Genomic DNA, 1,117 nt, shown 5'->3' on the forward strand with positions numbered 1-1,117 from the left:
TTCCCGAATGATGTCGGTGCGGATGGTTTTGCCAAGCAGCGGGCTGATGGAGGGATAGGAACTGGCCGGTGCGATGGACGCCAGGCGTCTATCCGGAAAGTCGCGCAGGCGTGGGCAAAAGCGAAAACCCAACAGGGCGCAGAGCGCGAAGACATGGTCGGTGGCACCACCCGTGTCGGTATAATGCTCGGTGATTTTAAGCCCCGTTCCATGATTGGTCAGGCCGTCGAGCACGTATGGCGCTTCGTGTGTCGCAGCCGAGATGACCTTCACATGGTATGGGGCGCGCTGATCAGACACATGCGTGTAAAAGCTGAACCCATGGTCGACGCCATAGCGGGCATTGACGTCTCCGCCTGAGGCACCGCGCTTGGCCCCGCGAAAGAACTGTCCATCGGAGCTTGAACTCGAACCCTCACCCCAGATGCGGGAAAATGGCAGACGATGGTGAGAGTCGATGAGGATAGCCAGCGCCTTGCGGTAATTTTCGTCGCGGACGTAAGCGTCGTGGGTCCAGAAGAGCTGATCACGGGTAACGCCGTGACTCGCGGCAGCCATGCGTGACAGCCCCAGATTGGTAGCGTCCGCCAGAATGGCAGCAAGCAACGCGTTCTCGTGGGGGCAGGCTTCGCCCGTGCGCAGGTTGGTAAAGGCGTTCAAAAAACCGGTGGCCTGCGCCACCTCGTGCAGCAGCTCCGTGATGCGGATTGGCGGCATCAGGGCGTTGAGCTGTTGCGCCAGGTCTTCCGCCTTGGGAGGCGTTGTTGCGCGTATCGGCGATATCTGGAGGTGCCCGTCTCGGAATCGTACGCCTTGCAAAGCGTCGCGTTTCAGGCTTTGCGCAAACTTCTTCAGGCGTTTATCCAATTCGCGAGCGCGCTGATCCAGCCATTCATCCGCCGACAGGGGAAGGTCAAGTTCGGCAATGAACGGTTTTGCCTGCTCCGTACTGAGCATGTAGCTGTCGAAGCGACGATAATTGGCCGACCGCTCGATCCACACATCACCGGAACGCAGCTTGTTGCGCAAATGCGCGAGCGTCGCGATTTCCCACAGACGCCGGTTGGGCTTGTCATCCTGATCGATAACGATCTTCTGCCATTCCTTGCGAAACGGC

The 1,117-nt window shown here is 59.4% G+C and carries 1 protein-coding gene; it reads right to left on the reverse strand.

What is annotated here, in order from left to right:
- On the reverse strand, window positions 1-1,117 hold a 1,117-nt coding region (locus tag HKD27_RS16215; protein WP_194690221.1), incomplete at both ends, for a Tn3 family transposase.

This window comes from Gluconobacter sp. R75690 (assembly GCF_015244525.1).
In the GTDB taxonomy this organism is placed as follows: domain Bacteria; phylum Pseudomonadota; class Alphaproteobacteria; order Acetobacterales; family Acetobacteraceae; genus Gluconobacter; species Gluconobacter potus.